Origin of the sequence: Geomonas azotofigens (assembly GCF_018919395.1) — a bacterium.
GTDB classification, from domain to species: domain Bacteria; phylum Desulfobacterota; class Desulfuromonadia; order Geobacterales; family Geobacteraceae; genus Geomonas; species Geomonas azotofigens.
Genome location: NZ_JAHLME010000001.1, coordinates 1,034,654 through 1,061,427 on the forward strand (window position 1 = coordinate 1,034,654; position 26,774 = coordinate 1,061,427).

Sequence of the window (26,774 nt, forward strand, 5' to 3'; positions counted from 1 at the left end):
AGGGGGAGGTATGAAATCGCGCCTGAATCTCAAGCCCGGGCAGAGAGGAACCAAGCATCTGGTGGAAAAGTACGGCGCGGCGCTGCTCTACGTCCGGTATCGTTACGACGAGAAGCGCGGCGTCAGGCTGAAGACGGTGGAGATCGTCGTGGAAAAATACAACCAATAATCGCATTTAACTACACATTGTAGCGGCGTGAGGACGTACTAGATATTTGATATTAGCTGGTCGTTTTAAGGCATTGGGGTCCTAATATCAAATGTCAAGTACGTCCCTTGGCAGTTCACGTCGTGTTTTATCCCTCAGGTGACCTACCAGCTTAGCCGCCCTCTACCGTGGCAGAGGGCAGGACGCCCTAGCCCGTGATGTGGAAGAGGCCTTTAAAAAGGTCCCCCCTGCCAGCTCTCTCCAACTGATATTTGCATTTGGGGACCTAACCTATCGTCACGTAAGGAGCGGGGCAGCAAGAAACGCCACAAGTACAAGTAGCAAAGTTGTATAGAGAAACCTATTGAATGAAAAATGACTTGTTGAAGTGGAGGACAATGTGAGTGATGATAAAAGCCTACTTTTGGGTGTTGTTAAAGATCTTGGAGTAACAGCTGTTGTCCCAGAAATATACAAAGATGCAGTAAAGCCAGCCGCTAAACAAATCGGCAAGGGCCTTGAGACGGTCGCCAAAACTATTAATATAGCCCTAGCGCCGCTGTCCGGTCTTGTTTGGGGGTACGATAAAATAAGGGAACATCTCGAGGCTTCATTAGCTGAAAAATTATATAATAAACAAGAATCGGAAATCATTTCCCCAGCGCCGAACATAGCAGGTCCACTGTTAGAGTCTCTTCGATACACTGGTTATGATGAAGATCTTCGCGAATTGTTCACAAATCTTCTTGCGTCTTCAATGGATATAGACAAATTGAGGTACGCTCATCCAGCGTTTGTCGATATAATAAAACAGCTTACCGCCGACGAAGCCAAAATCCTAAAATATATTTCCGATTTAAGCAGTTATCCAATTATTCATGAAATAAACAATGATATTACTGACGGAATAGCAGATAGGTTTGAAATAGAAAGGTACTTCACTGGACTTTGTAAGCAAATAAATATCACTGACAATAAAATGGCAAATGGATATAAAGATAATTTGGAAAGACTTAGGCTTATTAAGCACGACTTTCAAGAAATAACACGACTAGAGATAAAATCAGATGGCAACGCTTTAGCTGCCAACAGCTTCGTTAATCTCCCTGCTGAAGAGTGGGATGAATATGAGTCGATTTACGAGGACAAGTCTAGAGAACAAATCTTGAGAAAGATAAAAATGGAATCCTTGTGGGTCACTGATCTTGGCCATTTATTCATTGCAGCGTGTGTATGGTGATTAGGTGACTACAATGTTGCAGGAAGGCACCTACGGCTCTTGTGCCAGGCATCAGGAAGGCAATAGGACCAGGCATTGATACATTGATAACTGAAAAGAAGTTCAAATCAGCCGGTTAGACGCCGCCCAAGGCGGGTCAACCGGCCATGCCGTTGGCTGAAGGAAACTTATGAACATTTATTTTAGATATATTGTTGGGATGATATTAGGTTTCTTGTTTGCGTTGCTTATTATTCCAGTACACGCCAATTATGACATTTCTCTCACGGAATTTATAAAAATTGCTATATCTGCTTTTAGCGGTATAGCGTTGGCTGTTGCCGTTCTTACGTACCTCCACAATGTGACTAAGTTCAATCTGGAAAACCATGACAAGAAATCTGATAAATATTTGAATGAGGCGGTAGGAGCATTAGAACGCGCTTTTTTAATATTTACCGATGCAAATACTAACACCTCGCCTCCAAGACCAGACAGACTTAACTGGTTAACAACAGCTAGAATAATAGAGTCGTATAAGTCATTGAAACAAAAGGTTACATCGCTGGAACACAATGTGGTATTGAAAGAGCACGAGGAATATTGGCGACATAAGTTTTATACGGCACTCGGTAGTGATGAAATGCTAGCACCCGGGTATTTTGCCAAACCCAAAGAAAAACAATGCTTCGATACAGACTTCGAAAATCTAGATTTAACGTCATTGGCTGTAGTTTACAATTTCGCTGAGTGGAAGCATAATTATCAAGATCCTCTTGACTCGGTAGACGCGGCGAAAATGCTCGCTTATGGCACGATCCTTGGTCGACATCATGGTTTGATGGCTTATGTGAAACAGTTCAAGAAAATGTCCGAAGAAATTCATAATCATAAAATAAATGATAAAGTGGTTGACGGCAATATTGTTAAGAAATCATAAAGTTTCTGGTGGCTGGTGAAGTGATAAGACCGAAACGGACGCGGCAACCAGCACGTAGAGCCAACCCCAGATCACGGAAGTGGAGAGGAGCGGACAAAAGCCGGATTTGCTCCCGTACTCGCCCTGGAGGGACTGGTATTCAAAATTCAAAGTAGATTAAGTAGTTTACAACCTAGGTAACCATAACTAAGCCGACCATTGAGCTTCCCAAAAAGGAGTAATTTAATATGTTGAAACTTCAAGGCACACCGTATCTCTTAGATGCAATGTCAGAAAAAGAAATCCTGCGTAAGATTAAAGAATTGGAAGATAGGGTAAGACTACTTAGGGAAAGAGGAACTCTCACAGAACAAACAATTAGGCATTACTACGGCCAAAAACGATTTGAGCAAGTTGCCGAATCGAATGCAATAGAAGGCAGTACACTTTCGGCTGGTGAAACTGAACTTGCGGTCCTTAAAGGAATCACTATTACAGGACACGATCCAGCGTATATACGGGATGCAAAGGCTTTAGATGCAGCCTTACAGAGACTAGCTGTAATGGCTAAGGAAAATAAACAACCCACTGATATAGAACAACTTCATGAGCTACATGGTTTAATACTTGGGGGCCGTCCGGGCGGCGGGATGTTTCGACGTGAACCAGTAACAATTAAAGGGTCTGATCATACACCACCAAGAACATGGCGCGAAGTTATGGATCAAATGGAAGCGTGGGAAAAATGGTCAAAGAACCATTATGCCTTGCCTGCACCGGTGCGTGCAATAATCTTACACGCCTGGATGGCACATATCCACCCATTTATTGACGGAAACGGTCGCAGCGCACGGGCCATTACAAACTTGGAATTGATACGGGCAGGCTACCCACCAATCATAATAAAGAAAAAGGAAAGAGATCGTTATATTCAATCACTATCAGAATCCGATTCGGCAGGTGACATAAGGTCATTCTTTGAGCTTATGATTGAGCGGATTGAAGGAGCTTTAACTGGCCTTGAGATTTCAGCAAGTCAAAAGGAAGGTTACAATGCCCTTCAACAAAAAATTAGACGTACTCAGGAACAGCAGCTTAAGATATGGGAAACTAGTATTCAATTACTTGTGAGCACTCTTGAACACTTTATCCATGAAGCCATAGGAACGATTGGCGGCTCAGTGTCGATTAAAACCTTTGAGTCTCCATTAGATCTTGATGATTACATCAGTCTTTGCGAAGGTAAAGCGGCCCCTAAGTCTTGGGCATTCATAACTACGATTAAAGTTCCCGGGCTTAGGAATCAGGTGCGCCTTGCATATGTTGGCTTTAGGAGCCAGGCAATGCAAGTCAAATTAGGAAATGAGGGTGGACCGTCACTTTACTGGTCAAAGGAAAACCCAGACGGGTATCCGAAATGGATTTCTGCTGAAAACAGCGCACCCTTTGCGGGTGAAATCACGACCAAGCTAGGGGTTGGTGATGAATGGTATGCACGTAAAACAGATGGTTCGATTATGAAGATTAATACTACTGGACTAGCAAAATCCATAGCAACTTCCCTTGTTGATATGGCTGCAGATAACCAATAAGGGAGGTCTTCCAACCAGCGGCACGACCGGCCGAAGGCCGGTCAGCCTTATGGCGTTGGACGCGAAAATGTACAGGCACTACCTAACTCGTAAAGCTTGTGCAACGAGGAGATGACGCAAATTATGAATGAAGGTCATAAAAAGACCAATAATGATAGCTTTAAGCCTGACAGTATTGAGTGGTGGCGTTTGGGTGTGGATGTGCTTAAGTGGATAGTTTCAGGATCCGTCTTAATAATTGGATTCTTTATGATTCGCCCGCATGAGCAAGAACGACTTGACAAGGCGCTACAGCTTGAGGTTTATAAAGCTTATCTTTCTGCTTCTGATACAACAAATATTGAACTTTGGCAGCGAAAGCTGAATCTGATGAAAGCGTTCACTGCTGAAAATGATCATAAAATAAACAGGTTCATAGATAAAGAACAAGCACGGATAGATGATATTAATAAGTCAAAAGATGCCCTTGCCAGTGTCAAAGATGAATATGACAAAGTTAAATCTGAAAGAGATAAACTTGAGGCAACGGGTTATATGGATAAGAGAAGATTATCAAAAGCAAATCGTACTATTGATGAACTGGATTCTAAGTTGAAAGCATTAGATGCTCAGAAGAAAACTTATACGGAAAAATTGACGTCATACGGCGTAGTTAACGCGATTGTTACTTTACCAAGTGCAGGATTAAAAGTGGGAGCCGATTCTCTATCGGGCCCGAGTACTAACACCGGTAAACAACAAAATACTGATACTCATAATGGCAGTGTCCCGTTGACTGGCGAAGGCAGTCACACCGGTGTCGGCCCCTAGAATCAACACGTACGCAGGTAACACGGTATCCTGGTGGCGGATACGGAAACCTCTAAACGAAAAAAGCCTCGGAGCTGATTGCTTCCAGAGCGAACGCATGTCCCAACTAAAACTCGTAGAGTCGGACTCCGCTGTAGCAAGAGCTGGTAACAGATTGGGAGAGTTGATTCGCCCGCCGCTCGGTGAAGGCGTTGGTCATTGAAATACTATGGAGAATCTATGAAAAAGAAGCTACCAGATTTCAACACTGAAGGTGTTCTCCCCGCTGGAATACATCTTTGTTCGGGAGAAGAATTTATCGAGCGCTTTTGTAAAGCTTCAACAGAAAGACAGAGTTTTTTAAAACCTGTAGCTGACATACTTGATTATTCAAAGATGAGAAACGCTAGATATCTTTTTATCGGAGGGTCATTTGTCAGCAATAAGGAAAAGCCAAATGATCTGGACGTTGTAATAGTATTTTCAAAAAGTGAGTTCATTCCGCAACGGTCTGAGCGTCTTGCAATTGAAGGGCGCAAGCTCGATGTGATGTTTTGTGCACTAGATGACAGAAAAATTGCAGATGCTTTCGTTTATCTTCTTGCAAATGGACGGTACGGCAGAAACAGTGGTCTTGTCCAAGTTGATTTGTATGATCAAAATGATGAATGGCAAATCAGACATGAGCCTGATGAAGAAACTTATGAAATAGTAAAAAGGGTTTATGTAAACAGATCATACATTGATCTAAATGAGCCAGAAGGTATTTTAGTTACAATTCATGGTTTAATGTCAAATGGTATGTGGAATTCCGAGATTGCACCAATTGCAAGCAGCCAAGGGTGGACTTTTGCTCCATTTACCTACGGATTTACATCGCCAGACATTTTGCTAAATGGAAGTAAACGCAAAGAAGTAGTCGATTCATTCAGAGACTGGATCTATGAAATTAAAGAAAAATATGAAGGGGAAATATCAGTTATAGCTCATTCATTTGGAACCTACATCTTAGGCGCATACATGGATGGCTTTGAAATCCCGCCCGTGGAGTTCAATTCCGTAATATTAACTGGTTCCATATTGAATAGAGACTACGATTGGGACTCTGCTAGAGCAATAAAGGTATGCAGAGTATTGAATGAAGTAGCTCCAAATGATGAATGGGTTACGTGGATGCCAAATAAGAACTGGCTTGGTAAAGATAAATTATTTGGTACTTCCGGAGTAGATGGATTTACTCAGGAGATCGATATTTTAACCGAAAGCAACAACAAAATATTTGCACATAACAATGTTATTAAGAAAGATGTTATCACTCAGAAGTGGATGCCTTTTCTTAGCGCCAACAAGTATGCATATTGCTCAGAGTATGAACTACGCAATCGAAAAGCATTTGCCCTGTATGATAAGAAGGGCAAATGGTTTTAACCCTCAGCGTGAAGTTTGGAAGGGCTCGACCCAACAGGCCCTGAGACGCGGACAGCTGACGCCGCCGGTCAAAGCCATGCCCGTTAGTGGAGCTGAAGTACCTTAGCCGCCCCCTCCTTCATGAGTCTCTCAAGTTCGCTGGCAATGCTCTGCAAGGGCCTGCGCAGATCCTCAACGTCCGTCGCGTCGTAATGCCGGCCGGATATCGAGCTGTCCACGTGGTTGGTGAGCCGGTCGGCGTCCTCGAAGATCTTTAGCCGTCGCGCCGTGGTTATGAAGGTCCGGCGCAGGCCGTGCACGGTGATATTCAGCCCGGTGTTGAGCTTAAGAGCTGCAGCCATGAGCCTGACGTGCCCGGTCTTGTTGGTGCTGTAGCGAACCGTCTTTACCGCTGGAAATACCCAAGGGCATCCCTCCTCCCTCTGTGCCAGCCTCCGTTCCAGGATCTCCAGTGATTGCCGGCAGAGCGGGGCATACAAAGGCCTGCGGTTCTTGGTGTCGGGGATGGTCAGGGTCAGTCGGTCCAGGTTGACGTACTCCCAGCGCAGGGTGGCCGCCTCCTGGCTCCTGAGGCCATGGTACAGGCAGAACAGGTAGCAGTCCCGGATGTTCTCGTTGAACTTCTGGCTCCCCTGGTAGAAGATGGCGAACTCCTTCCCCTCCAGTCGCTCGGTCCTCGCCTGGATCTTCTTCATGTGCTTGCCGAACCGCAGCACGGCCAGCGGATTGGTGGCGACGACACCCGGGTATTTCACCCGTGCATAATTGATGATCGCCGCAAGCATGACGAATGCGTTTCTGGCGCCGTAGGGGCCATGGCCGATTTCCGCTTGCCGGTAACGGTCGATGACCACCTCCGGTGTCAGTTTCCCGATCTCCGCGAGGGGGAGGGAGAGCCAGGTTTCGAAGTGGCGGGTGACGATGTTGGTGTACCCCCTGACGGTGGACGTTTTGTAGGTTTTCCCTTCCGCAGTCTTCTTCTCCAGAAAGTACGCCTCCAGCATCTGCGCCAGGGTGACGTCAGCCCCGTGCATCCTGGTCTGCCCCCGCTTGATCTCGAGGCGCAGGCCGGGGACGAACCCCTTGTCGCGGTCGTCATACCCCTGGATCTCCTTGCGCGCCTGCTCCAGGGTGATCTCTCCGAACCGCCCCAGCGTCTTGCGCACGCTGCGGTATCCGGTCTTCGAGGCTGCATCGCGGATGTCCACCTTCACGAAGAAGGTCTTGGACGAGTTGCCGACCCTCAACCCCAGGCCGCGCGTCTCGGTGTCGAAGTAATCCACCCGCTCTCCGGGAGGGGCTGCCAGCTTGTCCAGCGTCAACTTGGTAAACTTGATCTTCGGCATGGCATCACCATTAAAATATTTTTATCGTACCCATGTCCTGAAAAAGGGGGGCTGGGTACGATATGGGTACGAAGAGCAGTAAAAAACCCGCTCAATCTGGCTTACAGATTAGCGGGCCTTTATGGCGATGTCAATGCGTAAATAATTGTTTTTTATTGATAAATATCCTTGTTTAGCACTCCTTCAAAAGCGGTCAAATCTTCACGGTTTTGTAAAGGAAGTTCTTGAACCTGAAGAACCGCTTCCTCTCTTCCTCGTCCTCCTGGGGGGAGCCGGTGACGGCTTTCAGGTGCCGGGCGACTTCGGGCATGCTCTTGCCGGCAACACTCCGGCTCCTCTCCACCACCAACCGCACAACGTCTTTTGAGATCCTGCTCTGTGAGTACGGCTCATACACGCACTCCCAGAAATCCTTCCCAGACTCGATGTCGCTCAGGATGTCGCTGGCGACTTCCTCGGCCAGCAATTCAAACGCCGGCACAACCTGTTCGCGGGAACCGTCGCGGATGGCTTTCCTGATATCGTCTCCGGTTACCATCTTGCCGGTCCTGAAGAACAGGGCACGCAGCAAAATACTCCTCAACTCGCGGATGTTCCCCTTGTAGTTGTGGCCCACCAGCGCTTCCTTGGCGTCCTTGGACAGGCTTGGCTCGTCGTCGCGCCCGGCCTCCTCGGTGCTCCTGTAGGTCCGATACAGTTTGCCCAGGAAGTGGATGGAGAGGTCGGGGATGTCCTCACGCCGCTCGTTCAAGGAGGGGACAACCACGGAGAGCTCGGTAAGACGGTGGTACAGGTCCTCGCGGAAGTTGCCGAGGGCGATTTCCTTTCTCAGGTCCTTGTTGGTGGCGGCCACGAGCAACACGCGGCTGATCCTCTCGCGGTTCTCGCCCAAGCGGACGAAGCCGCCGTTGTCCAGGAAGCGCAGCAACTGCACCTGGGTCTTCGGGTCGGCGTCGCCGATCTCGTCCAGGAAGACGATGCCGCCGGAGGCCTCCTCCAGGATCCCTTTCCTGTCGCTGTAGGCGCCGGTGAAGGCGCCCTTGATGTGCCCGAAGAGTTCGGAGTAGGTGAGATCACCGCTGTAGGCGGCGATGTTGGTCTTCTTGACGGGAAGCTCGCCGTCCGGGTTGATCTGCTGACGGTAGAGCTCGTTCAGCTTGTTGTACAGGTTGTTGAAGAAGAATTCCTTCCCCGCACCGGTCGGGCCGAGCACCAGAATGGAGGGGAGCCCGATGGTGGCTTCCTGCAACACGTGCCGGCTCCAGAGGGCGATCCGGTTGGAAAGGGGCTGCGACACCGTATTGATGAAGGCGACGATCTCCTGGGCCTTGCGGCTGTTGCCGATGATGTTGCCCAATCGATACGAGGAAACCTTGGGGTCCTTGTAGGCGATGTCGCTTTGCAGCTTGTTCACCTCGGACTGCAGCCGTTCGATGCGCTGGATATCGGAGATGTGCCGCGAGGTGAGGCGGTCGATGATCTGCAGGATGCGCTTGTGCTCTTCGGTGAAATACCCTTCCTGCAGCGAATTAAGGCAGATGACGGCGATGACCTCGTCGTCGCTGATGACCGGGACTGCCATCTCGCTTTTGATCAATTCGTTCATGGGGCGGTGGAAGCCTTCGTGCTGCGTGGTGTCGGCGACCTGGCCGATGATTCTGGGCTCCTTGGTCCAGGCGACGTAGCCGGTGAGACTGCGCTCTGCCGGCGGAAGGTCGGCGCCGCCGATTCTGAAAGGGGGGATTTTCTTCTTCAGCCATTCCTTGTTTTTGGCGCCGACGATGGTTCCTTCCTCGTTCTCGACGACCAGGTACTTCTCCCCCTCACGTTCCTGCACGATGGCGATGCTGCCGGTATCGGCGCCGATCAGTTCGGTCGCCTTGGAGAGCACCTTGGTCAGGAAGGGGTGCAGCCCCTCGTTGCGTTCCTGCAGCAGGTCTGAGATCTCGGAGAGTACCTTGATTTCCAGGTGTTCCCCGCCGACTTCGTTGATGACCCGCTCCACCATCTCGGCGTGCGTCTGCAGCAGCCCCTCTTCGAACTCGGAAAAGCTGGCGAGTTGGCGCGTGAAGTAGTTGATCAGGCAGATAAGCCGCCGCGTACCGGGCTCGATGCGCGGCACCATGTACAGGGTCCTAAGCCCCATCTCCTCGGTGAGTGCCCGGCGCTGGATGGTCTGGTCCTGCAGGTCGGCGATGAAGAGCGGTTTGAGGAGCTGGTCATCGGTCACTACCCCGGCCTCGTTGACGTAGCGCGACACCAGCGAGGTGCCGTGCTTGAGGTCGATGCTGCCGACGTTGTCGTAGCGGGCCTTGAGATCCGCATCCTCGGCATGGCTCGCCAGCACTTCCATGCCGCCGCGCGCGGGCACCAGCACCGACGCGAGGGTTAGCCCGTCGATCAGGTTGACCGCCGAGCGCACCATGAAACCGGCGGCCTCCCTTCTCTTGTAGACCTCGACCCGGCGCGCCAGCAGCAGCTGCTGGTGGTACTTCCGGGCATGGTCCACCCGCTCGCCGGCCCTGGCCAAAAACGGCACCAGCAGCTCTATCCGGTCCCGGGAAAGGAGTTCGCCATCCACGCAGACAACGCCGATCGACTTGCCGTCGTTGGTGATGGGGAGCATGGTGGTGCCGTCGATCATGAAGCGCCGGGAGAAATCCTGGTCCAGCGGAAGCCCGCTCTCGGCGGGGAGCAGGAACTGGGAGGGCATCTGCGTGACGAAGGTATTGGAAACGCCGGCCTCGGCGGAGATGATGGGAAAGGTTTCCTGGCGGATTTCAGCGGTGAAGTTGCCGCAGGCGAAGGCGCAGGAGAGAGCACCACGTGTCAGGTCCTCGAGGTAGATACGCACCCGTTCCTGGTTGGAGACCAACCGCGCCCCTTCGCCGACCAGGTGCAGCATCTCGTCAAGGTTCTCCTTCCCGAAGGAGGCGATGCGGTCGCCTAGCGACTTAAGTTGTTGTTCCATAACGGGTACAGCTCCTCTGAGTACTAAATTTACACACTTGAGCACAGTAGTTGAAATGACGGCGGGTGTCAAGGGGGAGCTGGGAGCGATGAGAGGGGGAGAGCGATGAGAGCGGGGCGGAAGCTGGGGGGGCGTGTAGGGGCGAATAATCATTCGCCCCCCGGTCTTTGCCCTTAGTTGAACCCTTTCCTGATCTGGTACAGCTCCTCGAGGTTCAGGCCGTTCAACTCGAAGAATTCGCGCTCCAGTTCCTCGACGTAGAAGCGATCCAGGCCGGAGTTCTCCAGGAAGTCCTCACGCAGCGAGGAGTTCTTCTCGAGGATGATCTGCGGCAGCAGGTTGTGGATGTAGACCGCCTCCTTCTTGATGGTGAGGATGGCCTCGTGGAACAGGCGGTCCGGGATCTCGCCGTCAATGAGCTTCTTGTTGAGGAACTCCTCGGTGAGTTCCTTCTTGAGCGCGTCCTGGTCGGCCTTGGTCGCGTACTTCGAGTAGAAGTTGCGGATGCGGTCCTTGACGTGTTCGAGCAGGGTGAGGTGCAGGCGTTCGTCGCTGTCGATGCGCACCAACTGTTCCAGAAGAGCGGTGGTGGTGAGCCGGTTCTCCTCGATGAGCTTCAGTCCGGAGGCCAGGTGGCTCACCTTCTTCCTGCCGTAGATCCCCAGGTACTTGTCATCGAAGATGCCGGAGAGGAAGAGCTTGGTGAACAGGTCGGGGGCCAGCATGTCGAAGGCGTGCTTGTTGCCCAGGAGGCTTCGGATCATCTCTTCTGAGATCCGCACGTTCTCCATGAAGGCAAGCTGGTTGATGGCCGAGGAGGTGGCGTCGTAGCGGTCGAAGTAGGTGATGATGTACGAGTACCCTTCGAGGATCGAGATGTCGGCGCCGTCGCGGATCTTCTCGTCGCAGGCCTTGCTGGCGTCGAGCAGCATCTCCTCGAAGGCGTGGTCGCGGTTCTCGGCGGCCTGCTTCTTGGCGAAGAGCAGCTTCAGCATGTCCTCCGGCTCGATGGTGCTCTCGATGTGCCGCTCGGAGAGGAACATCCCCTCCAGGATCTGCCTGGTCTCGGAGATGTAGTTGCTCTCCTCGAGGTCGACCAGTTTCTTGTCCTTCTTGAGCATCTCGTCCAGCGTGTAGAAGAGCGCGCCGGGGATCTTGTTGCGCACCGACAGCGTCTTCAGGCGGGTCAGGCGCGCGTTCTCCAGCTTGTTGATCTCCCCCTTGCGGTTGCAGGCGATCAGGATGTTCTTGTACTCGTCGACGATGCGCCGGTTGTCCGGGTGCTTGTACATCACGTCGATCCGGATGCGCTCCTGCTGGTAACGGTCTATGCCGTAGCGCTCGGCGAGCACGGCCAGGGACTGAAACTCGGCGTCGGTGATCTTCTTGTTGTTGAAGTAGAGCGACTTGAAGGCCTCGCTGTACTCGCGGTGCCGGACGTTGATGAGCTTGAACAGGAAGAGGTGGGCGTTGGGGTCGTCGATGATCTCCAGGATCTCGTGGATGATCTGGTTGTCCTGCTCCTCCCCGACCGCGCCCGACCGCTTGAGCGCCTTGCCCAGCACCCGGAGGATGCGCTCCTGCTGCTCGTGCATGGGGCCGGAGAAGTCGGTGCCGGTCAGGGCGAAGAAGTAGTTGAAGATGGCGTTGCCGTCGAAGAAGATTTTGTCGTAGCTGACATACCCTTCGGTACGGTCGCTGAACCGTAGCGTGCCGCTTTTGTGATCGTAGTGGGTGCCGTAGATGATGAGGCGGTTGGAGACCTCTTCCTTGGCGAGGTCGGCGATGGGCTGATCGACGCCGAACATGTACTCGCAGAAGGAACCGCCGTTGCCCCGGTGGCTGATGCCGTTCTTGCCGATGATGAATTCGTTGCCGGGAGAGAAGAAACGGATCTCGTCGGGGTCGGAGGGATCGGTGTTGAAGAAGTACCGGTTGTACGCCTCGCTGCCCGCCGTGATGGCGTAGAACTCGATCTGGTCGTTCGCATAGCCGTGCAGCCGAATGTCTCTGAACATCAGTTCCGTCCGTTTCTCAGGGTCATTTGGTCCGTCTTCAAAGCTCGACCGTCATGCCGTCGTAGGCGAATTCGACGCCCTGGGGGAGTCGCTCTCCGTCGCGGTGATGGACCTCATGGGTGAGGTGGGTCAGCACGGTGCGGCGGGGTTTCAGGATTTCCGACATCTTGAGCGCACCCTCTATGTTGAAATGATTGGGGTGCGGGGAAAAACGCAGACCATCGATGATCATCAGGTCGAGTCCCTGTAACAGGGCCAGCGACCGTTCCGGTATCTCGCTGCAGTCGGTGAGGTAGGCAGCGTTGTCGAACCGGTAGCCGGTGGACAGGAAGGAACCGTGCCTGATCGGCACCGGCGTCACGCGGCAGCCGAACAGGTCGAAGGGGTCCTCCACGGGGACAGCCTCCAGAAGCGGCCAGTATCCCTCGGAGTGGAGCCCCTCGAAGATGTACGAGAAGTTGCTGCGAACCTGGTCAATGGTTTCCTGGCTGGCGTAACACGGGATCACTCTCCGGTGGATGAAGTGAAAGCCGCGCAAGTCATCGATGCCATGGATATGGTCGGCGTGGGTGTGGGTGAGCAGAACGGCATCGATCTGCGGAATCCCTTCCCGCAGCGCCTGCATCCTCAAGTCGGTCGAGGTATCGACGAGGATGCGTTGGCCGCGGGCTTCGACCAGGATGGAGGCACGTGTTCTCTTGTCGCGCGGGTCTGAGGAACCGCAGACCTGGCAGTGGCAGCCGACCATGGGGACCCCGGTCGAAGTGCCAGAGCCGAGGATGGTAATTTTCATGTGTCGTACCTCGGAATGCGGGTAAAGTACCATGATCCTTTAAGTGAGGCAAGGGGTTTATCCCTTGCCTAGTGCGGGTTTTGCGGCTATTATCTGAACCTGCTGCGGTCTGTGGTTTCTAATGATGGCCGTCGTAAAAACTTTACCAGAGGTTCCCATGCGTGTCGGCATCATCGCCCCCAACTACTATCCCGCGGAAACCGGCAATGCCGTCACGGTAAGGCGTATCGAGGGGCAGCTCAGGCTTTTGGGCTGCGAGGTGCGGGTGTTTCCGGTGGGGCCGCTGGCCGGCGAGCGTCTGCAGGCTGAGGTAGAGGACTTCGCGCCGCAGTTGCTGCATGCCTTTCACGCCTATCATGGCGGCAGGGTGGTGCACGCGTTGTCCAAGTCGCTTGGCATCCCCTACCTGATCACCTTGACCGGAACCGACATCTACCAGGCGCTCTGCGACCAGCGTGGCCTGGAGATGCACGGTGCCCTGCGCAGCGCCGCGCGGCTGGTCGCCTTTCACGCCTGCGTCAAAAAGCGCCTTGGGGAGCACCTCCCGAGCCTCGAAGAGCGGACCGTCCTGATTCACCAGGGTGTGGAACTCCCGGTCGAGTACGCGGCCGCGGGTGTAGAGGTGCGGGAGGAATTCGTTTTCCTGCTTCCCGCCGGTCTGCGCCCGGTAAAGAACGTGATGTTCCCGCTACCCCCGTTGGCCGAGCTGCATGCCCGTTACCCGCAGGTGCGGCTGGAGTTGGCTGGTCCGGTGCTTGAGCCCCCCTATGCCGCCGAGGTCATGGAGGCGCTGGAGCAGTATCCTTTCGCCCGCTATCTCGGGGTGGTGGCACATGACGCCATGGGAGAGCTGTACCGGCGGGTCGATGTCGTCTTGAACACCTCTCTCACCGAGGGGGGGATGGCCAACACCGTCCTCGAGGCCCTTGCCTATGCCAAGCCGGTTCTCGTCTCCGACATCGAGGGGAACCGTTCCATCATCAAAGACGGCGTCACCGGGTTGGTGTACCACAGTGCTGCCGATTTCTGCGCTAAGGCCGAGCACCTGGTCACCGACGCGCACCTGCGTGACCGGTTAGGGAAGAACGGCAGGTGTCTGGTGGGTGACAGCTGCTGTCCCGAGAAAGAAGCCGGCGCCTACCTCGCCCTCTACCGAGACATCCTCGCCGCCTAGCCCGTTGCAGGCTGCGCCGTGGGAGCCGCGCGTGCCCGGCGGCAAGTGTCGGTCCCGCCGCCGGTTCCCGAAGGGGGGCGGGCAAAGCCGGTTTTTGTCCCTCCAGCGATCCCCGTCCACCAAGTCCACCGGGTCCACTTCTTCGTCCATGTCGTCCACCTGCCGCCGCCCCTCGGCCACTGCCCCTGCCAACTCCGCCGTCCCCCTGCCAACTCCGCCGCCCCCCTGCCAACTCCGCCGCCCCCCTGCCAACTCCGCCGTCCCCCTGCCAGCCGCCAGCCGTCCCCCCAACCGCCTCCCTTAAAATCGGCATTAGCTATTGCCAATGAGTTTCCTTCCCGTACACTATCCCTTCGTGACAAGGGGGGGGAGACATGAACCGCATCATCGACATCACCGAACTGGCTTTGCGCGATGCCCACCAGAGCCTGATAGCCACCCGCCTGGGCATCGACGACATGATCCCTGCCTGCGAGGACCTCGACAGCGCGGGCTTCTGGTCCCTGGAGTGCTGGGGTGGCGCCACCTACGACGCCTGCATCAGGTTCCTGAACGAGGACCCGTGGGTGCGGCTGCGCACCTTCAAGTCGCTCATGCCCAAGACCCCGCTGCAGATGCTGCTGCGCGGCCAGAACCTGCTCGGCTACCGGCACTACCAGGACGAGGTGGTGGATCGCTTCGTCCAGAAGAGCGCCGAGAACGGCATCGACGTCTTCCGCCTCTTCGACGCTCTCAATGACCTGCGCAACCTGGAGCGCTCGGTCAAGGCCGTGAAGAAGGCAGGCAAGCATGCCCAAGGGGCCATTTCCTACACCGTGAGCCCGATCCACACCACCCAGGCATACCTGGACCAGGCCAAACGCCTGGTGGAGATGGGGTGCGATTCGATCTGCATCAAGGACATGGCGGCGCTTATCAAGCCGCAGGCGGCCTACGAGCTTGTGCGCGGCATTAAAGAGCATTGCGGTGAGCAGACGCGCGTGCAGTTGCACGTCCACGCCACCACCGGCGTTACCATGGTGAGCCTGATGAAGGCGGTGGAAGCGGGGGTGGACTGCGTCGACACGGCGGTCAGTTCCATGTCGCTGGGACCGGGACACAACCCGACCGAGAGCTTCGTGGAGATGCTGGAGCATACCGGCAATGCCACCAGGATCGATCTCGGTCGCATGCTGCGCGTGAAAGAACATTTCTCCAAGATCCTGCCGCGCTACCGCGAATTCCTCTCCACCGTGACTGGCGTCGAGACCGAGATATTCAGGAGCCAGATCCCGGGGGGCATGCTCTCCAACATGGAAAGCCAGCTGAAGCAGCAGGGGGCGGCCGACCGGATGCACGAGGTGCTGGACGAGATCCCGGTGGTGCGCAAGGATACCGGCTACGTGCCGCTGGTGACCCCCACCAGCCAGATCGTCGGCACCCAGGCGGTGCTGAACACGCTGATGGGGCGCTACAAGGTGCTGACCGGCGAGTTCGCCGACCTGATGCTCGGCTACTACGGAGCGGCGCCCGGTGAGCTGAACCCGGAGGTGGTGGAGATGGCCCGTCGCCACGCGAAGAAGGAGCCGATCAATGTCCGCCCCGCTGATCTGCTCGAGCCGGAATGGGACAAGCTGCGGGCGGCGGCGCTGCCCTTGGAGGGGTGTGACGGCAGCGACGAGGACGTGCTCACTTATGCCCTCTTCCCGCAGGTGGCGCCCAAGTTCTTCGCCAGCAGGCACGAGGGGCCGCGAAACGTCGGCAAGGACCCCGCCACCGGCGCGTCCGAAACCAGCATTCCGGAGGGGCACCCCGGTAAGATCACCGGTCCGGTAACCTACACGGTCACCCTGAGCGGGCAGCAGCACAAGGTTACCGTGGCACCGTACGGCCAGGAATAGACGCCGCACCCGCCAAAGGAGCGTGCTCATGTCGATAGAGGAAAAGGTCAAGGAACTGAATGAGAGGAAAGAGAGGCTGAAGCTGGGGGGAGGGCGTGCGAAGATCGATCAGCAGCACGCCCAGCAGAGCCTCACCGCGCGGGAGCGCATCGAGACGCTGCTCGACAAGGACAGCTTTCAAGAGGTGGGCCTCTTCGCCAGGCACCGCTGCACCAACTTCGGCATGGCGGGCAAGGAATTCCCGGCGGAAGGCGTCGTGACGGGCGCGGGCACAGTGGGCGGTCGGCTGGTGCACTTGGCCAGCCAGGATTTCACCGTGGCAGGCGGCTCGGCGGGGGAGGTTCACAGCGACAAGATCGTACAGTCCATGCAATCCGCCTTAAAGACCGGCACCCCCTTCGTCTTCATGAACGATTCCGGCGGCGCGCGCATCCAGGAAGGGATCGACTCCCTGGCCGGCTACGGCAAGATCTTCTACCACAACGTGATGCTCTCCGGCGTGGTGCCCCAGATCTCGCTTATCTGCGGCCCCTGCGCCGGTGGTGCCGCCTACAGCCCGGCGCTCACCGATTTCATCATTCAGACCGCCGGTGCGCGCATGTTCATTACCGGCCCCTCGGTCATCAAGGAAGCGACCGGCGAGGAGATCACCGCCGAGGCGCTTGGCGGGCCTCTGTCCCAGATGAACTACGCCGGCGTCGCCCACTTCGTGGCCGAAAACGACCTGGTGGCGCTGCGCATCTGCAAGCGGCTGCTTTCCTTCCTGCCATCCAACAACCTCGAAGACCCGCCGCAGCTGCAAGCCGACGACATCGTGGTGCCGGACAAGACGTTGAACACACTGGTTCCGACGGACCCGAAGAAGGGGTACGACGTGCGCCAGGTCATCACCCGCCTGGTGGACGGAGGTGACTTCCTGGAGGTCCAGCCGCTGTTCGCGCCCAACATCGTGGTCGGCTTTGCCCGCATCCTGGGGCGGAGCGTGGGCATGGTGGCCAACCAGCCGAGCGTGCTGGCCGGCGCCCTCGACATCAACGCCTCCGACAAGGGAGCCCGCTTCGTCCGCTTCTGCAATGCGTTCAACATCCCGCTGATCACGCTGGTCGACGTCCCGGGGTTCCTGCCGGGCGTGCAGCAGGAGCAGGGAGGCATCATCCGCCACGGCGCCAAGATGCTGTTCGCGTACTCGGCGGCAACGGTACCCAAGGTTACCGTGATCATGCGCAAGGCCTACGGCGGCGCCTTCCTGGCCATGTGCGGCAAGGAACTGGAAACCGACCGCGTCTTCGCCTGGCCCACCGCCGAAATTGCCGTGATGGGGCCCAAGGGGGCGGTCAACGTCATCTTCAGAAACGAGATCGCGCAGGCTGAGGACGCGAAGAAGAGGCGGCAGGAATTAATCGAGTCTTACCAGAGCACCTTCGCCACGCCCTACGCGGCGGCGGGGAGGAGGGACGTAGATGACATCATCGAGCCCGCCGAGACCAGGCGCCACCTGGCCATGACGCTCGACATCCTGCACACTAAGCGCGAGTTCCGGCCCATGAAGAAGCACGGGCTGATTCCGCTGTAAGGAGGGGGCCGTGGAAGAACGCGCAGAGACCCACGAGGAGATAACGCCTGAGCTTCTGATGGTGATGTCGGCCTCCATTGCCGCCTACCTAGGTCGGACGGTCCGCATCCGCAGGGCGAGGTTCGTCGACCCGATGCAGGTTAACGCGTGGGGGCAGTCGAGCCGCGTGGTGCTGCAGGCATCGCATAACATCAACGTAAGGCATTCGTGATCCCTCCCAAGCGCTTCCCCCCTCCCAGCCTCCCCCCTCCGGGGGGAGGGGCGGGAGCCGGATGTTTACAGCGAACCGAAGGTGACAAGGAGACGACCGTGCAGCTGATCATGACTATTGACGGGAAGAAGTACCGGGTGGATGTGGAAGTCGAGGAGGGCGAAGAGGTGCGGTTGGCCGAGTCATTCCCGACCACTACCGTGCAGGCTACCCCGGCGCCGATGGCAGGCATGCCGATGGCCGCCCCCACACCGGTCACCGGCGCCCCGCAGGGAGGCGTGGCCGCCGGGTCGGACAAGATCTGCCGCAGCCCGATAGCGGGCGTGGTCTTCAAGGTGGTGGCGCAGGTTGGCCAGCACCTTGAGGTGAATGATCTCCTCGTGGTCCTTGAGGCCATGAAGATGGAGACCAACATCACTGCGCACATGTCCGGCAAGGTCGAGAAGATCCTGGTATCCGTCGGCGAAGCCGTCCAGCCCGGGCAGGCCATCGCGGAGTTCGCGTGATCGGGCGGCCATTAGACGTTTAGCACCCGTCGAACCAGGAAAATTAATTGTATAGAGTTTTTCGAATATAAGCGGTACAATCGCCCTTAGGTTGTACCAAGGCTTTAAAGGAGGCAAGCGATGAGAAAGATTAGGCTGTTACTGCTGGTGTTGGTAGCCGCGTTCTTTGCTGTCTCGACCGGCTACGCCGCGGAGCACAGCTTCAAGGCGAAAATGACCCCGAAAGAGGAGGTCGGCAAGATTGACGCCAAGTCTTCGGGCAAGGCTGAATTCAAGCTCAGCAAGGACGGCAAGGAGCTGATGTACAAAGTCCACGTCAAAAACATCGTGGACGCCAGTGCGGCTCACATCCATGTCGGCAAAAAAGGCGAGAACGGCCCGCCGATCGTGGGACTCTTCAGCGGTGGCAAGAAAGGGAAATTCTCGGGCGTGCTTTCCGAGGGTAAAGTCGGTGCCAATGACCTGATGGGCGACTACAAAGGGAAATTCGACGAACTGGTCAAACTGCTCAGGTCCGGCGACACCTACGTGAACGTTCACACCGACAAGTACCCGGACGGCGAGATCCGCGGTCAGATCAAATAACACAGCGGCTATTCCGGCTGCATCATAAAGCCCGCTCGGCAGCGGCCCTTTGGACCATCTGCCGACGGGCTGTTTTTCTGCGCGATTTTCCCACCTCACCTTGCGGGAGGGGGTGCCTAAGCCTCGTCGATCAGGACCACTTCACCCGGTTCTATATCGGGGCCGGCGGGCAGCTCTACTCCCAATATCCCCTTGGCTTCGTGCTCGGGCAACTCCTCGATCCCCTGCATCTTGCGCTGAATGCGGCGCGTCCTGGTCGCGGCGGTGTCGATGCTGGAGGAGGCCTCGTCCAGCTTCTTCCTGGTCTTTTCCAGCAGCGTCCCGAAGGTCATGAACTCGGTCTTGATGGCACCCAACAGGCGCCAGACGTCGCTGCTGCGTTTCTCGATGGCGAGCGTCTTGAAGCCGAGACTGAGCGACGAGAGCAAGGCGGCGATGGTGGTGGGGCCGGCGACGATGACCTTGTGCTCGCGCAGGATGGCGTCGAAAAGGCCCGGCCGGCTCAACACCTGCGCGTAGCTCGCCTCGTTGGCGAGGAACATGACGGCGAAGTCGGTGGTCTCGGGAGGGGCCAGGTACTTGTCGCAGATGAGCTTTGCCATCCCCTGCACCGTCTTGTCGAATTGCTTGGTCGCCTCGGCGACCGCCACCTGGTTCCCCTGCTCCTGGGCTTCCACCAGGCGCAGGAAGTCCTCCTGCGGGAACTTGGCGTCGATGGGGAGCCAGAGCGGCTTTTCGTCCCGCCCCGGTAGCCTGACCGCGAACTCGACCCGGGCATCGCTCCCGGGCTTGGTGGCCACGTTGGCGCCGTACTGGTCCGGGGTGAGGATCTGCTCCAAAAGGTTGTGCAACTGCACCTCGCCGAGGGTGCCGCGGGTCTTGATGTTGGAGAGGACCTTTTTGAGATCGCCCACGCCGGAGGCCAGCGACTGCATCTCGCCCAGCCCCTTGTGCACCTGTTCCAACTGCCCGCTCACCTGCTTGAACGACTCGCCCAGGCGCTTTTCCAGGGTTTCGTGCAGCTTCTCGTCCACCGTGGCCCGCATCTGCTCGAGCTTCTTGGAGTTATCCTCCTGCAGCCACTTGAGCCGCACTTCCACCGTCTCGCGCAGCTTGTCCAGGCGCTGTTCGTTGCTGGCGGTGAGATTGGCGAGCTGCTGGGTGAACCCCTCCATCTGCCCTTTCTGCAGCGACGCGATATCCACCATCCTCTTTTGCACCGCTTCACCGAAGTTGCGCAGGTTCCCCCCCAACTCCTCGCGGTTACGGCGCAACTCGTCCTGCAGGGTCCGCTCCAGCCGTTCCAGCCCCTTCTCCAGCTGATCGAAGCGCGCTTCCGAGGAGGAATGCCGCTTTAGGCTCAGGTAGCACAAAAGCGTCACCACCAGCGTGGCGGCCAAAAGCAGCAGGGTAATCAATTGCAGGACGTCCGCGTTCATGGTTACTCCGGCAGTGAGTTCAGGAACTCGATCATGGTCTGGTTGAAGATCTCGGGCTGTTCCATGTTCAACATGTGTCCGGCCTTGTCGATAATCCTGCTTTTGCAGCCGGCCAGGCCGTCGATGAGCACGTGGGCAACCTCCAGGGGGGCGGCGCGGTCTTCGGCTCCGGCCAGAACCAGCGAGGGGAGCTGGAAAGATTTGAGGTCCGCCACGTAATCTTTCCGGTCCCTCATCGCCAAAAGTCCCCCCGCGAGCCCCTGGGGGGCGGCGCTGCGCATCCAGGAGGTGACCAGGGCGATCAACGCGGGATTATGCTCAGCCGTTTCGGTGGCAAAAAGGAGTTCCGCGAAGATCTTGATGACGGGGTTCGCGCCCAGCCGCTCGGCCTCGGCGGCCATGGCGCTCCTGCGCGCGCGTCCCGCCTCGTCATCCGCGTTGGCGCGGGTGGCGATGAAACAGGCGGCGCGGACCCGGTCCGGGTAGCGCTCCATGAGGTTCAACAGGACGTAGCCGCCCATGGACATGCCGCCCACCACCGCTTTCTCGATCTTTACGGCGTCGAGGAGGGCGATCATGTCGTCGGCGAAGCGGTCCATGTTGTAGCCGGAGGCCGGAGCGTCGCTGGCGCCGAAGCCGCGCAGGTCGGGAGCGATGACGCGGTAACCGGCCTCGGCTATCGGCTTCAACTGCGGTTGCCACATCTGCCGGTTCAGCGGAAAACCGTGGATGAGCAGGACGGCAGGGCCGGTGCCCATGTCGTCGTAGGCAAGATTTATATCGTCAACAGTGATGTTCATGGTTGCTCCTTGTAGGTTCGGTCCTCTGTTCGAGGAGGTGGACGGGCGAATGATTATTCGCCCCTACAGTTCTACTATTCAGTTCCCCACAGTCTTTCGCGCAGGCCGGATCTTCTGGTTACGCGGCGGTCGACTGCGGTGATAAAGAGGGATGGATCGGCAAGCAGCTCCACTGATTTCTTCGCCCTCGTTATCGCCGTGTAGATAAGTTCCCGCGTCAGCACCGGCGTGTCGCGGTCAGGGAGGACCAGGAGCACTTTCTCGAACTCGGATCCCTGGCTCTTGTGCACGGTCATGGCGAAAGCGCATTCGTACTCGGGGAGCCGCAGCGGCAACACCTTCCTCATGCCGCCGGAACCGGAAGGGAAGAAGGCGCGCAGTTCACCGCCGTTCTCGGCGTCCGGCAGGATCAGCCCCACATCGCCGTTGAAGAGCCCCAGGTTGTAGTCGTTCCTGGTGATCATGACGGGCTCGCCGGCGTAGCAGCGGCCATGGGGGTGGATCAGCCCGGCCTGTGCCAGCCGCTGCCGCACCAGCAGGTTGAGGGCCTCGACGCCGTACGGGCCGCTGCGCATGGCGCACAGGATACGGAACCGGCTGAACTCTGCAAAGGCTTCTTCCGGTGTTTCGGTGCGCAGGTAGGCGCCATAGCCGTCGGTGATACGTTTGGCGAGTGTTTCGGCCAGGCCGGCGGCAGGCGGCAGGGAGGCCAGGGAGACGTCGGTCAGGGCAGGATCAAGGCAGGCGGCCAGGGCTCCTTGGGCGTCTCCCGCGTTGACCAGGATGGCGACTTTGCCGATGCCTCCCGAGGACGAGAAGCGGTAACTCTTGCGCAGCAGAACGACCGCGTCGCCGAGCGGCCCGATGCCGGGCTGGACCTCGACGTCATCGCCGGCCACGTCGGCGGCAAGCGCGGCGAAATCAGCGGAGAAGCCATGTGTCCCGCCGGTGTCGCACATGTCGCCCAGGACGGCCCCGGCTTCGACGGAGGCAAGCTGGTCCCGGTCGCCGAGGAGGATGAGGCGGGTATCCCGGCGCAGCGCGCAGACGAGCTTCGCCATGAGCGGCAGGGAGACCATCGAGGCCTCGTCCACGATGATGACATCGTAGGGGAGCGGGTTGTCGCTGTTGTGCCGGAAGCCGCTGGAACCCTTCAGGTAACCGAGCAGCCGGTGCAGGGTGAACACCTCTTCCGGGATCAGCCCGCGGACCTTGGCTTCGGCTTTGTCGAGCCCCCCGGAGATCGACTCCTTGAGGCGTGCTGCCGCTTTCCCCGTGGGGGCGGCGAGGGCGATGCGGAGGGCGCTGCCGGCGCCGGTCGTTTCAGCCTGTTCCAGCAGCAGCGAAAGCACCTTGACCACGGTGGTGGTCTTGCCGGTTCCGGGGCCGCCGGAGATGACGCAGAAACGCCTGGTGACGGCGGCGAGGGCGGCGACGCGCTGCCAGTCGGCCTCCCCCGGCGTGGGCGGGAACAGGCGCTCGAGCCCCTGCCGCAGCTGCTCGCGGTCAAACGGCGCCGGCTCGCCCCGGTTCAGGATCGCCTCGGCCAGTTCGTTCTCGTAACGCCAGTAGCGCTGCAGGTAGAGGCGGCCGGTGGGGTCCAGGATGAGCGGCTTGAACTCGCCGGGGGCGCCGACTGCGGGCGAGGCTTTCAACCGGTCGCACCAGGTCGAAGCGGATTCGAGGCGGAACCCCGCGGCACGCCCATCCTCTATCGCGGTGTCGAGATCGAGGCAGACGTCGCCCGCGGTGACGCCACGGCTCAAGAGCGCGGCGGCCGCCTCGACGTGCTGGTCGCGGCTCCCCGCCAGGCGGCAGATGAAGGCGGCGAACTGCCGGTCTATGTCGTTGAGCTGAATCCCTTCGGGAGTCATGGCACCACCTAAAAGCAGTTAGCAGGGATAAAAGGGATACTAGGGATAAAACCACAAACGGAATGGTTCTATCCCCTTCATCCCGGTTTATTGCTCAGTACAACTCGAGACTCAACTGGGCCTCTACTGCATCTTTCTTGGACTTCTTGCCCGCTCCACCCCGCGTGGGCTTATGTGGCTGATCCGTGTTCTGGGAGGAGCGTACCGATTCCGGCAGCAGCACACCGGCCAGTTCGGCGATGAACGGCTTGGGCGGTCGGTCGGCGAAGACGCCGTTGCCGGTGCCGTCGATGCCGCGCAGGAACAGGTAGAAGACTCCGCCGAAGTGACGGTCGTAATCGTAATTCTCGATGCGCAGCCTCAGGAAGTTGTCGAGGGCCACGGTGTACAAGAGGTACTGCAGCGGGTAGAAGCTCGCCTCCATCTCCCGTTTCAGCGCGACCTGTCCGTACTCCCCGGCGCTGTTGCCGAGGTGGTTGGACTTCCAGTCGACGATGTAGTAACGGCCATCGCGCTCGAACACGAGGTCGATGAATCCCAGCAGCATCCCCCGCACCGGCGCGAAGGAGAGGCGGCTGAACAGTTCCGCCACGTCCACCGGGAACGCGGCCGCCGCGCCATGTTGCACCATGAAGCGCATGACGGCCTCCTTGAGGCCATCGGAGGTGACCTGGGCCAGCGGGAAGAAAAATTCAAGCTCGGTCAGGCGCCGTTCCAGGGGCACCTGCGCCAGGCTGATCCCCCGTTCTCCCAGCGGCGCCCTCAATACGTTCAGCACCATGTCGCGCACGGCCCCGCTCCATTCGGCGGCGAAACCATGCTTGTCCAACTGGTCCTCGACCAGGGCCGGCAGTTGGTGCTCGGCCTGGGTGAAGTCGAGGTCCTCGAAGATCTTGTGCAGGAAGATGCCGGCTTTGGCCCCCTTGGGGAAGGCGAAGATGCCGGTCGGCTCGGCGTCACGCACCGGGGTTTCCTTGGCCGGAGCGGTTTCATCGCGGTCGGGGAGTTCGGCGGTGTGATGCTGGCGGCTGGAAAGGGAGGTGAAACTCGCCACGCGCCAGTCACGGGCGATGGTCCCGGTGAACTGCAGCGGCGCCAGCGCCGGCACGTCCTCCGCGCCGGCCCGGAAGCCCAGAAGGTCGGCGGCGGGCATCTCCATTTCCTCGATGCTCCCCGCGGAAGCGGCCGACAACTCGGCCAGGCGCTCCCTGATCTTCTCGTCGGAAAGCGTCACCTGCCCCTTCACCGTTTCCTGCTCCGGGTGCAACAGGTAGTGCAGCGAGCTGTCTCCCGCATCCTTGAAGGCGCCCCAGACGACATAGGTGCGGTGCTTGCCGCGGGTGAGCGCGACGTAAAGGAGTCTCAGGCTCTCGGCCAGGGCCTCCTGCGCGGCTTTCGCCTTGCTTCGCTCGATCTCCTCGGAGCCGATGTCGAGCACGACCTTGCCGGTACCGTCGTGGAAGAGAGCACCTTCGTCCTTGCCCCCGACTTCGGCCCAGCAAAACGGGAGGAAGACGATGGGATACTCGAGCCCCTTGCTCTTGTGGATGGTCACCAACTGGACCGCGGCCTCGTCGGTCTCCAGGCGGACCTCGTACTCCTCTTTCTTTTGTTCCTCGGTGATGCGGCAGGAAAGCCAGGTCACCACCCCTTCCATCCCCAGCCGTTCCTTGACCTGGGCCTGGTGGATGACCTCGATGGCGTGCAGCACGTTGGTGAGGCGCCGCTCCCCCATAGGCCCGGAGAGCAGCCGCTGCCGCACCTTGCGCCGCTCCAGGAACTGCAGGGCCATCGCCATGCAGGAGGCCGAGTTCCAGGTGTCATGGTAGCCCCGGAATTCCTCCAGGATCTCCTCCCACTTGTCCTCGTCGTGGACCAGCTGCGCCAGCTCGGAGCCGGTGACGCCGACCAGGTCCGTGGCGAGCGCACCACGCAACAGCGCCTCGTGCCCGGGCTGGGCCACCGCGGAGAGGAGCCGCAGCAGTTCGGCCGCTTCGTCGGTCTCGAACAGGTTCCCCGCGCTGCAGAGGACGCTCGGGATCCCCCTGCGGCTCAACGCCTGCTGCATCAGCCTCGCCTGCCGGTTGGCGCGCACCAGGACCGCCACGTCGCGCGGCCGTACCGGCCGCGGCACCCAGCGCTCGTCATCCCCCTCCTGTCTCCGTTCCTCGATGGTTAAGTTCCCCGCCGCGCCGTCACGCAGGATGCGGGCGATCTCGGATGCCACCGTTTCCGGGAGGACGTCCCACGCCTCGCCCTTGTTGATCGGCTTGCCGGCTTCCTTGCGCGGCGCGAACCAGAACTTGAGCGGCGCCTTCCGTCCACCCCTCTCGGTCAGGACGCTCCGCTCCTTCGGCGCCGGATCGACCTCGTTGAAGCCGATTTTCTCGTGCAGGAAGGGGAGCTCGCGCGAGGTGAAGAGCTTGTTCACCGCCTTGATGAGCCCCGGTTCGGAGCGGAAGTTCTGCAGCAGGGTGTGCTGCTTTTCAGTGGCGTCGGCCGCTTCGAGGTAGGCGAAGATGTCGGCGCCGCGGAAGCTGTAGATGGCCTGCTTCGGGTCCCCGATCAGGAAGAAAGGCGCATCGTGCCCCACCGGGTAGACGGCGTCGAAGATGGCGAACTGGACCGGGTCGGTGTCCTGGAACTCGTCGATCAGGGCCGCCTGGAAGCGCTCCCGGATCAGCCGCGGCAGCGGCGAGCCGGGGCGGGTCAGGGCGGCGTGGAGGTCGCCCAGGAGGTCGTCGAAACAGCGCACGTTCTTGAGCCGCTTTCGCTTGGGGAGCTCCGCGCGCAGGTAGTCGAAGAAGTTCCGCTTGAGCGCCAGCAGCCAGTCGGCGTCATCTTGGGTCTCGGCCGGAGCATCGGGGATCACGGTGGCGTAGGGATCGCCGCAGACCCTCTTCGCCAGCTTGAGCAGCGACTCCGGGGAGATCTTGGCCTGGTCCGCCGCGGCGATCCGCTGGACCGGCTCGCCGTAGCAGTTGATGCGCCAGTAGTCCTGGGCGATCTCCTTGAGGATCTTCTCCTGGTCAGTCAAAAGCTCGGTGTCACAAAGGGAACCGCTTTCGAAGGGGTTGTCCTGCAACATCCTCTGGCAGAAACCGTGGATGGTGAAGATGGCGGCCTCGTCGAAACTGCGCACCGCGCCCCCGAGCAGACGCCGCGCCTTGTTGTGGTCGGCGCTCCGCTCCAGGAGACCTGCGGTCAGGAAGTCGTCGCTTGTGCCGGTCTCGAAGGCGGTTTCCGCGTCCTTAAGTTTCTGCCGGATGCGCTCCTTGAGCTCCTTGGTGGCTGCCTCGGTGAAGGTCACCACCAGGATGCGCGACACGTCGAGCTCCTCCTCGAGCACCAGGCGCAGGTATACCCCGGCGATGGTGAAGGTCTTGCCGGTACCGGCACTGGCCTCGATCAGGTTGCGCCCGCCAAGCGGGGTATGTAGGAGGTCAAATCTGTCCATTTCCAATCCTCCCTCTCCCTCCGGGAGAGGGTCGGGGTGAGGGCGTTACGTG

At 58.2% G+C, this 26,774-nt stretch carries 20 protein-coding genes; 12 read left to right on the top strand and 8 right to left on the bottom strand.

The window, feature by feature from the left end; translation table 11 throughout:
* Positions 1 to 10 precede the first annotated feature (10 nt).
* The 6 genes from KOL99_RS04450 to KOL99_RS04475 all read left to right on the top strand — a co-directional run bounded on the left by KOL99_RS04450 (position 11) and on the right by KOL99_RS04475 (position 6,095).
* The gene (locus KOL99_RS04450) at positions 11 to 169 is read left to right on the top strand and encodes a hypothetical protein (RefSeq protein ID WP_216509261.1); all 159 of its coding nucleotides are present in this window, start codon (positions 11 to 13) and stop codon (positions 167 to 169) included.
* A gap of 379 nt (positions 170 to 548) precedes the next feature.
* Complete coding sequence (locus tag KOL99_RS04455) at positions 549 to 1,388, top strand: DUF4393 domain-containing protein (protein WP_216509262.1); 840 nt, start codon at positions 549 to 551, stop codon at positions 1,386 to 1,388.
* A gap of 169 nt (positions 1,389 to 1,557) precedes the next feature.
* On the top strand, positions 1,558 to 2,307 hold the full coding sequence (locus KOL99_RS04460; protein ID WP_216509263.1) for a hypothetical protein: 750 nt from the start codon (positions 1,558 to 1,560) through the stop codon (positions 2,305 to 2,307).
* 227 nt (positions 2,308 to 2,534) lie between these two features.
* Positions 2,535 to 3,878: a Fic family protein gene (locus tag KOL99_RS04465; RefSeq protein ID WP_216509264.1), complete on the top strand. Its 1,344-nt coding sequence runs from the start codon at positions 2,535 to 2,537 to the stop codon at positions 3,876 to 3,878.
* 123 nt (positions 3,879 to 4,001) lie between these two features.
* Positions 4,002 to 4,688 (top strand): hypothetical protein, encoded by a 687-nt coding sequence (locus KOL99_RS04470; protein WP_216509265.1) that lies wholly within the window; start codon positions 4,002 to 4,004, stop codon positions 4,686 to 4,688.
* Positions 4,689 to 4,907: 219 nt separating this feature from the next.
* A complete protein-coding gene (locus tag KOL99_RS04475) occupies positions 4,908 to 6,095 on the top strand; it encodes a DUF6932 family protein (RefSeq protein ID WP_216509266.1) in 1,188 nt (395 codons plus the stop codon).
* An 83-nt stretch (positions 6,096 to 6,178) separates the two neighbouring features.
* Here the strand turns inward: KOL99_RS04475 and KOL99_RS04480 are convergent, their stop codons facing one another.
* The 4 genes from KOL99_RS04480 to KOL99_RS04495 form a co-directional block, all read right to left on the bottom strand.
* A complete protein-coding gene (locus KOL99_RS04480; RefSeq protein WP_216509267.1) occupies positions 6,179 to 7,441 on the bottom strand; it encodes a tyrosine-type recombinase/integrase in 1,263 nt (420 codons plus the stop codon).
* Positions 7,442 to 7,634: 193 nt separating this feature from the next.
* Positions 7,635 to 10,412, bottom strand: coding sequence for a GPMC system transcriptional regulator (locus KOL99_RS04485; protein WP_216509268.1), 2,778 nt, complete (start codon positions 10,410 to 10,412; stop codon positions 7,635 to 7,637).
* Between the two features lie 173 nt (positions 10,413 to 10,585).
* Positions 10,586 to 12,430 (bottom strand): TIGR04442 family protein, encoded by a 1,845-nt coding sequence (locus KOL99_RS04490; protein WP_216509269.1) that lies wholly within the window; start codon positions 12,428 to 12,430, stop codon positions 10,586 to 10,588.
* A 37-nt stretch (positions 12,431 to 12,467) separates the two neighbouring features.
* Entirely contained in the window at positions 12,468 to 13,223 is a 756-nt protein-coding gene (locus KOL99_RS04495) for a GPMC system MBL fold metallohydrolase (protein ID WP_216509270.1), read from the bottom strand.
* Between the two features lie 157 nt (positions 13,224 to 13,380).
* On the opposite strand from KOL99_RS04495, the gene KOL99_RS04500 reads away from it, so the two are divergent.
* The 6 genes from KOL99_RS04500 (at position 13,381) to KOL99_RS04525 (ending at position 19,152) form a co-directional block, all read left to right on the top strand.
* Entirely contained in the window at positions 13,381 to 14,397 is a 1,017-nt protein-coding gene (locus KOL99_RS04500) for a GPMC system family 4 glycosyltransferase (protein WP_236025762.1), read from the top strand.
* A gap of 374 nt (positions 14,398 to 14,771) precedes the next feature.
* Positions 14,772 to 16,277 carry a methylmalonyl-CoA carboxytransferase subunit 5S gene (locus tag KOL99_RS04505; RefSeq protein ID WP_216509272.1) on the top strand — a complete coding sequence of 502 codons (1,506 nt, stop codon included), beginning with the start codon at positions 14,772 to 14,774 and terminating at the stop codon, positions 16,275 to 16,277.
* 28 nt (positions 16,278 to 16,305) lie between these two features.
* Positions 16,306 to 17,850 carry an acyl-CoA carboxylase subunit beta gene (locus KOL99_RS04510; protein ID WP_216509273.1) on the top strand — a complete coding sequence of 515 codons (1,545 nt, stop codon included), beginning with the start codon at positions 16,306 to 16,308 and terminating at the stop codon, positions 17,848 to 17,850.
* A 10-nt stretch (positions 17,851 to 17,860) separates the two neighbouring features.
* Positions 17,861 to 18,061, top strand: a complete 201-nt coding sequence (locus tag KOL99_RS04515) for a hypothetical protein (RefSeq protein WP_216509406.1) — start codon at positions 17,861 to 17,863, stop codon at positions 18,059 to 18,061.
* A gap of 98 nt (positions 18,062 to 18,159) precedes the next feature.
* Positions 18,160 to 18,567 carry a biotin/lipoyl-containing protein gene (locus tag KOL99_RS04520; protein WP_216509274.1) on the top strand — a complete coding sequence of 136 codons (408 nt, stop codon included), beginning with the start codon at positions 18,160 to 18,162 and terminating at the stop codon, positions 18,565 to 18,567.
* 120 nt (positions 18,568 to 18,687) lie between these two features.
* Positions 18,688 to 19,152, top strand: coding sequence for a CHRD domain-containing protein (locus tag KOL99_RS04525; protein WP_216509275.1), 465 nt, complete (start codon positions 18,688 to 18,690; stop codon positions 19,150 to 19,152).
* Between the two features lie 116 nt (positions 19,153 to 19,268).
* Here KOL99_RS04525 and rmuC read toward each other — a convergent pair whose 3' ends face one another.
* The 4 genes from rmuC to recB form a co-directional block, all read right to left on the bottom strand.
* Positions 19,269 to 20,591: a DNA recombination protein RmuC gene (gene rmuC, locus KOL99_RS04530; protein ID WP_216509276.1), complete on the bottom strand. Its 1,323-nt coding sequence runs from the start codon at positions 20,589 to 20,591 to the stop codon at positions 19,269 to 19,271.
* Between the two features lie 2 nt (positions 20,592 to 20,593).
* On the bottom strand, positions 20,594 to 21,391 hold the full coding sequence (locus tag KOL99_RS04535) for an alpha/beta fold hydrolase (protein WP_216509277.1): 798 nt from the start codon (positions 21,389 to 21,391) through the stop codon (positions 20,594 to 20,596).
* A 74-nt stretch (positions 21,392 to 21,465) separates the two neighbouring features.
* Positions 21,466 to 23,265, bottom strand: coding sequence for an exodeoxyribonuclease V subunit alpha (gene recD, locus KOL99_RS04540; protein WP_216509278.1), 1,800 nt, complete (start codon positions 23,263 to 23,265; stop codon positions 21,466 to 21,468).
* Between the two features lie 94 nt (positions 23,266 to 23,359).
* Complete coding sequence (recB, locus tag KOL99_RS04545) at positions 23,360 to 26,722, bottom strand: exodeoxyribonuclease V subunit beta (protein ID WP_216509279.1); 3,363 nt, start codon at positions 26,720 to 26,722, stop codon at positions 23,360 to 23,362.
* Between the last annotated feature and the right edge of the window lie 52 nt (positions 26,723 to 26,774).